This window comes from Streptomyces sp. A01, assembly GCF_059026195.1.
In genome coordinates this window covers 1-8,376 of record NZ_JBWLKN010000062.1, presented here as the reverse complement: position 1 = coordinate 8,376, position 8,376 = coordinate 1, and the positions used below count along the sequence as shown (strand labels likewise).

9 protein-coding genes are annotated in these 8,376 nt (G+C 68.8%); 5 read left to right on the top strand and 4 right to left on the bottom strand.

What is annotated here, in order from left to right; all coding sequences use genetic code 11:
* On the top strand, positions 1-210 hold a 210-nt coding region (locus tag AC5P1B_RS35350; protein ID WP_493892132.1), incomplete at its 5' end, for a VOC family protein.
* Positions 211-599: 389 nt separating this feature from the next.
* On the opposite strand, the gene AC5P1B_RS35345 is transcribed toward AC5P1B_RS35350, so the two are convergent.
* Entirely contained in the window at positions 600-1,442 is an 843-nt protein-coding gene (locus tag AC5P1B_RS35345) for a LysR family transcriptional regulator (RefSeq protein WP_493892131.1), read from the bottom strand.
* Positions 1,443-1,514: 72 nt separating this feature from the next.
* Here AC5P1B_RS35345 and AC5P1B_RS35340 point away from each other — a divergent pair, with 72 nt between their 5' ends.
* Positions 1,515-2,738, top strand: a complete 1,224-nt coding sequence (locus tag AC5P1B_RS35340) for an MFS transporter (RefSeq protein ID WP_493892130.1) — start codon at positions 1,515-1,517, stop codon at positions 2,736-2,738.
* A gap of 45 nt (positions 2,739-2,783) precedes the next feature.
* On the opposite strand, the gene AC5P1B_RS35335 is transcribed toward AC5P1B_RS35340, so the two are convergent.
* Both AC5P1B_RS35335 and AC5P1B_RS35330 read right to left on the bottom strand, forming a co-directional pair.
* The gene (locus AC5P1B_RS35335) at positions 2,784-3,224 is read right to left on the bottom strand and encodes a hypothetical protein (RefSeq protein WP_493892129.1); all 441 of its coding nucleotides are present in this window, start codon (positions 3,222-3,224) and stop codon (positions 2,784-2,786) included.
* A gap of 105 nt (positions 3,225-3,329) precedes the next feature.
* Positions 3,330-4,403, bottom strand: coding sequence for an alkene reductase (locus AC5P1B_RS35330; protein ID WP_493892128.1), 1,074 nt, complete (start codon positions 4,401-4,403; stop codon positions 3,330-3,332).
* Positions 4,404-4,557: 154 nt separating this feature from the next.
* Here AC5P1B_RS35330 and AC5P1B_RS35325 point away from each other — a divergent pair, with 154 nt between their 5' ends.
* Positions 4,558-4,995, top strand: a complete 438-nt coding sequence (locus AC5P1B_RS35325; protein ID WP_493892127.1) for a MerR family transcriptional regulator — start codon at positions 4,558-4,560, stop codon at positions 4,993-4,995.
* 247 nt (positions 4,996-5,242) lie between these two features.
* On the top strand, positions 5,243-5,974 hold the full coding sequence (locus AC5P1B_RS35320; RefSeq protein WP_493892126.1) for an alpha/beta fold hydrolase: 732 nt from the start codon (positions 5,243-5,245) through the stop codon (positions 5,972-5,974).
* Positions 5,975-6,453: 479 nt separating this feature from the next.
* Here the strand turns inward: AC5P1B_RS35320 and AC5P1B_RS35315 are convergent, their stop codons facing one another.
* Positions 6,454-6,600: a hypothetical protein gene (locus tag AC5P1B_RS35315; protein WP_493892125.1), complete on the bottom strand. Its 147-nt coding sequence runs from the start codon at positions 6,598-6,600 to the stop codon at positions 6,454-6,456.
* A gap of 87 nt (positions 6,601-6,687) precedes the next feature.
* Here AC5P1B_RS35315 and AC5P1B_RS35310 point away from each other — a divergent pair, with 87 nt between their 5' ends.
* A complete protein-coding gene (locus AC5P1B_RS35310) occupies positions 6,688-7,953 on the top strand; it encodes an IS701 family transposase (protein WP_493892124.1) in 1,266 nt (421 codons plus the stop codon).
* Positions 7,954-8,376: the final 423 nt, after the last annotated feature.

The window sequence follows — 8,376 nt, the reverse complement described above, 5'->3', positions numbered from 1 at the left end:
GTTCCCGAAGGGAAGGTCGCCAAGAACCGGCTGCACCTTGACGTGCGGGTCGGCACCGGACTCGTGGGTGAAGAGCGCCTGGCCGCACTCGAAGCCGAGTGCGCACGACTGGTCCCGCTCGGCGCGGTACGCGTGCGACTACTGCATGACGACAATGATTCATGCATCGTCATGCAGGACATCGAGGGCAACGAGTTCTGTCTCGACTGAGAGTCGCGAACGTGTCCTCTCAGATCAACTGAGAGGGCACCGGGCAACGTGCGTCCGGGACCAGATCGACTGGGAATTCCAGCGTCACAGCGTCTCGGTTCTTCTGGTCACCGCAGGTCGCAAACATCACCAGGGACGAGATTATCTGAGAGGGGACACATGAGTGCGACGCCGATGGGCGGGGAAGGGCCGGAGCGGATCGCCGCTGTCCCGTCTCCGCCGAAATAGCCGGTGCCTCAAGCGGCCTGGTCCGGTTCGTCTTCGGTCTCAGGCGATCGGGTGCAGCGGCACAGTACCGATACGACAGTCAGAGAGGGAAGGCGTCCCGCCACGAAGCTGGTACCTATGGTGAGTTGGACGCAAACCGGCCCGCTGGCCAGCCACGCACGTCAGATCGTGCGCCGTAGGGCGGTCTCGACGGCATCGATCAGCGGATCACCTTCGGAACGTGGGTGCCGTGCGAGGCCGAGCTCGACGTCCGGCAGGGCGGGCAGGGCCTCCGCGTCGTGACAGGCCATGGCTGGTTCAAGGTTCGTGGGCATGAGCGCCGCGACGCCGAGCCCGGCCCGTACCGCGGCGAGCACACTGACCAGGCTGTTGCTTTCGAAGGCCACCCGCCAGGGTTGATCGGCGCGTTCCAGGGTTTCCAGCACCGACGTACGCCAGGAGCACGTATTCGAGAACAGCACCACCGGCAGCGGATCGGCGGCCACGTCCACACCCTGGCCGATCGCCCACACCAGCGGGCGGCGTACGGTCCAGCGCGGCGGGCCGGGAATGGCCGGCACCTCGTTGAGCACGAGTTGGACGCGGCCCGCATCGTAGGCCTCCCGCATCGCGGCGTTGGACATGCTGAGCACCTCCAGGGTTGCGCCGGGGTGCAGCCGGGCGAGGTCGGCGAGGGCCTGCGGAAGCTGGGACGCGGAGAGGTCTTCGAGCAACCCGACGCCGCAGCGGCCGGTGAGCGTGCGCCTGGTTTCGGCGAGTGCCTGCGCGGAGAGCGAGAGAATGCGCTCGGCGTACGGCAGGAGCTCCTCGCCCGCCCGGGTCAGCGTGACACCGGACGATGACCGGTGAAGCAGTGGACGGCCGATGGCCCTCTCCAGCTTGCGCACTTGCTGGCTGAGTGCGGGCTGGGTGTGTCCGAGCGTGGTCGCGGCGCGGCTGATGCTGCCCGCCCGCACGACGGCGACGAAGGACCGCAGCAATGCGGTCTCAAGATCCCTGGTCATAAGGATTCATTATGTCCGCCAGAGCAAATGAATCACTACCTATGGCCTGGCGGAGGATCTAGCGTCACGTGAGTGACCGGATACCGACAGATACTCGCCGTGCCAGGGATGGCATCGCTGCTGGGCGTTTCCTTTCTCGCCCGCACCGCGATCACGGCTGCCGTGATGGCACTGACGATGTATGTCGTGCTGGGACTGAACATGAGCTACGTGGCAGCCGGCGGTGCCGCGGCGGCTCTGACGACCGGGCTGGCGCTGGGCGGGCCGCTGCTTGGCCGCATGATCGATCGGCGGGGCCTGCGTACGGTGCTGCTGGTAACTGTCGTCGTGCAGGTCGTGTTCTGGCTGAGTGTGCCGATCCTGCCGTACAGAGCCCTCCTGGGTGCCGCCTTCGCGGCGGGTCTGCTGATGGTGCCGGCCCAGCCGGTGACCCGACAGGCGATCGCCGCGATGACGACGGCGGAACAGCGCCGGGCCGCGTTCGCGCTGGAGTCGGTGCAGGGCGAGTTGTCGTACATGGTGGGCCCGGCGGTCGTGATCCTGTGCGCCGCGAAAACGTCCCCCGGTGTGGTGGCGTGGGGGCTCGGCGCCGCGATCGTGGCCGGCGGAACCGGGATCGCCTTGCTCGACCCGCCGCTGCGTGCCGAGGACGAGGCGGACGCCGACGCGGCCGGACGGCCCCCGCGACGGGAGTGGCTGGGCGTCGGCATGATTGCCGTACTGACGATGGCGTTCGGTACGACGATGCTGCTCAGCGGCGTCGACCTCGCCATCGTTGCCACGCTCGAAGAAGCAGGTCATGTGTCCTGGGCCGGTATGGTCGTGGCCGTGCTCGGCGTGACCTCTGTCGCCGGCGGGCTGATCTACGGCGCGCTGTCCCGGTCGCTGCCCACGTGGTTGCTGCTCGGCTTGCTCGGGCTCGTGACGATTCCCGCAGGGCTTGCCCACGACTGGCCCTGGTTGTGCGTGGCCGTTGTCGGCACCGGGTTTCTCGCCGCGCCGACCCTTTCCGCGCTGGCCGATGCGGTGAGCCGACTGGCGCCGGCCAGCGTGCGGGGTGAGGCCACAGGTCTGCAGTCCTCGGCGCAGAGTGCGGGTTTCGCGCTCGGGTCCCCGCTCGTCGGGGTGGCAATCGACGTCTCCGCGCCAGCGGGCGGCTTCGCGGCGGCCGGGCTGGCCGGCCTCGCCGCCGCACTGACTGGATGCCTGCTGTCCCGCCGCTGTCCCTCGCCCCGGCCGCCCGCTCCAGCTCGTCGCGAGTCGGCGCGAAGAACAGAGGCAACTCATGTTCAGTGATCAGCCACTTGAAGCCGCGGGACACCGAGCCAAGCGGGTGACGGTCTAGGCCCTCCACGGACCCGAAACCAGCTCATCGCCTTTTGACGCATATCCGGTATCCGAGCCGCACTCCTTCACCCCTACGCCGACTGGTTCCTGCTGTTGTGCGTAGTGCTGTCTCTCGCTCCCGCCGAGCTCGCCGAGCCGGTCGACGTTCAGCTTCAACCGGCCGTTGAGCTGGACCTCGAAGCTGAGCTTGGTGCGGTCCTGCCCGGCCTCCTCCAGGCGTTCGGCCATCAACGGCCAGGCTGCGTCCAGTGCCCGCCCCCGCCCGGGCAGGTGTCCCTCGACCGTCTCTTCCAGGCTCAGGCTGTGCCGTACGTCCTCGGAGACGGCCTCCCACTGCTGGCCGTCCAGCAGCCTCGCCCGCGATTCCGTCCACCGGTGCGACGGCGAGGCGAACTCGTCGCACCGGTTGAGCGCGCGGAACAGCTGCTGCGGCACTCGGGGTCTGCGTCGCCGGCCTGGTCCAGCAGGGTTCGTACGGAGTCCGCGTAGCGCATCGCGGTTGTCGCGTGGAGCCCGCTTCCGTTACCTGCGGTGAGACGGTCAGGCCGCGTGCTGGTACGTCGGGTAGGTGATGTACCCGGCGTCGCCGCCCTGGTAGAAGGTGTTCTCGTCGGCGGGCGCGACGGGCAGGCCTGAGCGCAGGCGTTCGACCAGGTCGGGATTGGCGAGGAAGCCGCGGCCGAAGGCGATCAGGTCGGTGCCCAGGCCCAGCCAGTGGTCGGCTTCCCCCATCCTGGTCTGCTTCGGGCTGCCGGGCATGGTGGGGTTGACGATCAGGGTGCCCGGCCAGGTCCTGCGCAGTTGGAGGAGGATTTCCTCGTCGGTAGTGGCCTCCAGGTGCACGTAAGCGAGGTCGAGGCGGGCCAGCTCCGTCAGCAGAGCGGTGTTCAGCTCGGCCGCGTCGTCCTCGGTCACCCCCCAGATACCGCCGCCGGGCGACAGGCGGATGCCGGTACGGGCTGCGCCCACGGACTCGACGGTGGCGGCGACCGCCTCGACGGCGAAACGGATTCGGTTGGTGATCGAGCCGCCGTAGCGGTCGTCGCGCAGGTTGGCGTTGGATGACAGGAACTGGGAGATCAGGTAGCCGTTGACGCCGTGCAGCTCGACCCCGTCGAAGCCCGCGTCGACGGCGCCGCGGGCGGCGTGTGCGTAGGACCGGACGTGCTCGGGGACCTCGTCGGTCCGCAGGGCCCGCGGCACGGGCATCGGCTGCGGGCCGTTCGGGGCGAACACGCTGCCCTCGCCGGACACGGCCGACGGGCCGATCGGCTGAAGGCCCGTGGTCTCGTGGTGCGAGACCCGCCCGCCGTGCATGATCTGGGCGAAGACGCGTCCGCCGTTGGCGTGGACCGCGTCGGTCACCTGCCGCCAGGAATCCGCCTGCTCGTCGGTGTGCAGGCCGGGTGTGCCCGGGTTGGACTGCCCGACGCGGCTGGGCTGAACGCCCTCCGTGACGATCAGTCCGGCCGTGGAGCGCTGCGCGTAGTAGGTAGCCATGGAGGCGGTGGCCAGACCGCCGGCAGCGGCCCGGACGCGGCTCATGGGAGCCATAACGGTCCGGTTGGGCAGCGTGAGCTCGCCGAGGCGGTAACTGCTGAACAGGGACGGCATGTCGGTTCTCCTCCCGTACACATGTGCTCCGGCTGCCGGAGTACATGTGTACGCTAAAACCTGACGCCAGTGTCAGAGGCAACCGGGAGAACACCGCGGACGTGTGGGATGCACCACGGGCCCCGCGGCGCTGTGGACACCGCGGGAGGCAGTCATGCGGATCGGGGAACTCGCGGCACGCGCCGGAGTGAGTGTGCGGTCATTGCGCTACTACGAACAGCGCGGACCGCTCACCAGCACCCGCACGCCGAGCGGACAACGCCAGTACGCGGAACACGACGTGGACCGCGTCCACTTCATCCAGGGGCTGTACGCGGCCAATCTCTCCAGCAGCACCATCGCCGAACTCATGCCGTGCCGCGACACCCCGAGCGAGCACAACTCCGACGCCACGCTGGAGCGGATGGCCCGCGAACGCGAGCGGATCACGGCGCAGATCGACGATCTCCTGCGGGCCCGGGACACCCTCGACAGGATGGTGGCCGCGGCCCGCGCCCACCGCGAGTCCCTGCTGAACCCGGTCCCTGTCGCGGACGAATCGGCGGTGACCCACAACTCCACGCCGCTTCCGCCTGTGGTCGCCTCCGGGTGAGCCGACGCGGCGGCGGAGCCTTCGTCCCGGGCCTCCTCGCCCTCACTCTGGCCATCGATCGGTTAGAAGCGGTGCCACCCGGACGGGAGGACGGTGACGCGCTGCCCGGCGCGGCACCGGGTCATACCCCGTGTCCTACCGCAGCTGGTCATTCCGAGCGTCCTTGTTGGCCAGCATGTTCGCTCATCAGCGCCGGGACTGTCCGCCAGTAGAGTCGGTCCGAGGAGAGCGCGGATCTGGGGGACGCATGACAGCTGTGGACGCACCGCCCATCATTTTCGTACACGGGACGAGGTTCAGCGCCGGACAGTGGAGCCCACAGCTTGCCGCGCTCCAGGAGGACTTCCGGGTAGCCGCCGTTGACCTACCAGGCCACGGCGCCCGCTCTGCTCAACCCTGGAGTCTGAACGCGGCGACGGAGATCATCGCTTCGGCGGTGGACTCGCTCGACCACGGGCCGGCTCTGGTCGTCGGGCACTCGCTCGGCGGATACGCCTCGCTGGAGTTCGCGCGGCGCTGCCCGGAGCAGCTGCGGGGGCTGGTCCTCGCGGGGGCCAGCGCCTCAACTTGTGGTCGCTGGGCAACGCCGTATCGGTGGGTCGCCGGGCTTGTCCCTCGCATACCGGCGGACCGGTTGACCCGCTGGAATGACCGGTTGCTGCGTCGGCTCTACTCTCCCGAGGTGGTGGACGCGACCATCCGCTCCGGCTACGCCTTCCATACTCTGCCGACCGCCTGGGGCGAGGTGCTGGGCCGCTTTGACGCGGATGCGATGCGTCATGTGGCGGCTCCCGTGCTCATCCTGAACGGCGAGAAGGACACCGTCTTCCGGTCCGGAGAGATGGACTTCGTCCACGCGCATCCGCACGCCCGCGTCGAATTGATTCCGCGGGCGAGACATCTCGCGAACTTCGACGATCCGGCTGCCTTCACCGATGCCATCCGCCGCTTCGCTCTGCAACTACCTGCTCACAGCTGAGTGCGTCAGAGCAGAGTCCGCCAGGGCTGCCCGAGCCGGAGGGGGACCACGAACCCTCAGGCCGAGCGGAGTTGCGCGCTGGCCAGCTGCGGCGCTCAGTGCTCAGCCACCATCACAGCAAGGCAAGCGTCGCCTGGTCCGGCACTGCTTCCGTCGCCTGATGCGGGTGGCGATCTCCCTACGGAAGGGCGCGATCTCCTGTCGGCGACGCCGCCCAAGCGACTGGGTTCCGGGTCGCGGAAGAACGCCACCTGCACCGCCTTCGGGAAGGTCGGCCGAGTGATCAGCACCTGCGGCCAACGCCCTCCGGGGCACGGAAGGTTTGGGGCGGCTGTCGGACGCCGGTGTCGTGGCCCGTCAGCACCGGGCGACGTCGACGCGGATGCGCGGCCGGGGCCGGGTCATGCTGCTGCCGGTGGCCCGCGCGTACGGCCGCACCTCGGCCTCTGTGGAGGCTGCTTCAGGCTCGGGGCGGTGTTTCACAGCGTCCCGATGGTGCGTTCGGAGATCATGCTCCGGCCGGTGCTGCCTGTGCCCTTGGTAGGTCTGGGATCGGCGGTGCCGAGGGTGCTGAGAGCGCGGGAGATCAGGAGCGTCCCGATGGTGCAGAGCTCCACACAGTCCACGCTTTTGGGGTTACTCCTGTAGTAGGGCTTGGTCAGGTTCAGTCTCTGGTGGCGTGTCCGGATGAGTGGCTGTGCCGTTGATCGGATGTGACACCTGAGGACTTGGCCGCGGTGCGGTGTGATCTCGAGGATTTCGCGGCGGAGGTTTTCGAGCCGTTCGCGCGAAACGATCAGCGTCGGTGGGGGCAGGTCTACCTGCGTGGGCTGCTGACTGACGGGCAGCGCAAGTCGGTCGAGCCGATGGCGGCCCGGCTTGGGGAGGACGGTAACCGGCAGGCTCCGGCCCACTTCATCACCACCAGCCCGTGGAATCCGGCGCATGTGCGGGCCCGGCTGGTCTGGAAGATGGAAGTGGCAATCCGGCCGGGAGCGCTGATCTTCGATGACACCGGGTTCCTCAGGGACGGCAACGCCTCGGCGTGCGTGTCGAGGCAGTACACCGGCACCGCGGGCAAGGTCACCAACTGCCAGGTGGGGGTCTCGCTGCACCTGGCGTCCGACCATGCCTCGGCGGCGGTCAACTGGCGGCTGTTCCTGCCCGAGACCTGGGGTCCCACTTCGCCGAAGGCGGACTTGGGCAAGGCTGCCCGCCGCACTGCCTGCGGCATCCCCGACGACGTCCGGCACGTGGAGAAGTGGCAACTGGCCCTGGACATGCTCGACGAGACCAGCTCGTGGGGCATCGAGGTGCCACTGGCTGTCGCGGACGCTGGATACGGTGACGCCGCGGCCTTCCGGCACGGCCTGCAGGCCCGCGGCCTCAACTACGTGGTGGGGATCTCCACCACGCTCTCGGCTCAGCCCGGCGAGGCAGTGCCGGTGGCCGAGCCCTACCGCGGGAGCGGACGGCCGCCGGTTGCGAAGTACCCGGGCAAGCCGCGGTCGGTGAAACAGCTGGTCATCGCGGCGGGCCGGAATGCGGCGAAGCCGGTGCAATGGCGTCAGGGCTCCCGTCCCGGCACCGGCCGCAGCGGCTTCAAGCGGATGTACTCGCGGTTCGTGACCATACGGATCCGGCCTGCCGGCCGCGAGGTCCGCCAGGCCGTTGACGGCCCGGAGCTGCCCGAGTGCTGGCTCCTGGCCGAGTGGCCGGCCGACCAGGCCGATCCCGTCCGGTTCTGGCTGTCCGACCTACCCGCCGACACCCCGCTGGCCACCCTGGTCCGCCTGGCCAAGCTCCGCTGGCGCATCGAGCACGACTACCGCGAGATGAAACAGGCCTTGGGCCTGGCCCACTTCGAGGGCCGCACCTGGGGCGGCTGGCACCACCACGTCACCCTCGTCTCCGTGGCGCACGCCTTCCGCACCCTGCAACGGCTGGCCCACGCCCCAAAAGACACGGCGCCAGCCTGAGCCTCTACCGGATCGTCCGAGAACTACAGACCCTTCTCGCCACCTGGAACGGCACCTGCTCCACCTGTCACCGCGACATACCCACACCAGCCTCAACCTGACCAAGCACTACTAGCACCGAGAGTTCACTCCGGTCCCCAAAACGCCCTGGCGCGCTTCCTGCAAGCAGCCCGACCGCTCTCTCTTCCGACTCATGCCTCCGCGCAGCCGATACCTATCAACCACCCATCGACTTGAGAAACAGCCTCGTAGACCTGGGACCATCCCTGCGGATGCGGGGAGCAGACCAGAGGGTTTCGCAGACCCTCTGAAGGAAGTGGGGCCATCCCCGCGGGTGCGGGGCCGACTAGGTGTACTGACCCGTGAGGTTGGGGACGCGGCTGGCGGGTGGTTGGCCTTTCAGCGCGGTGTGTCCGCGGTGAT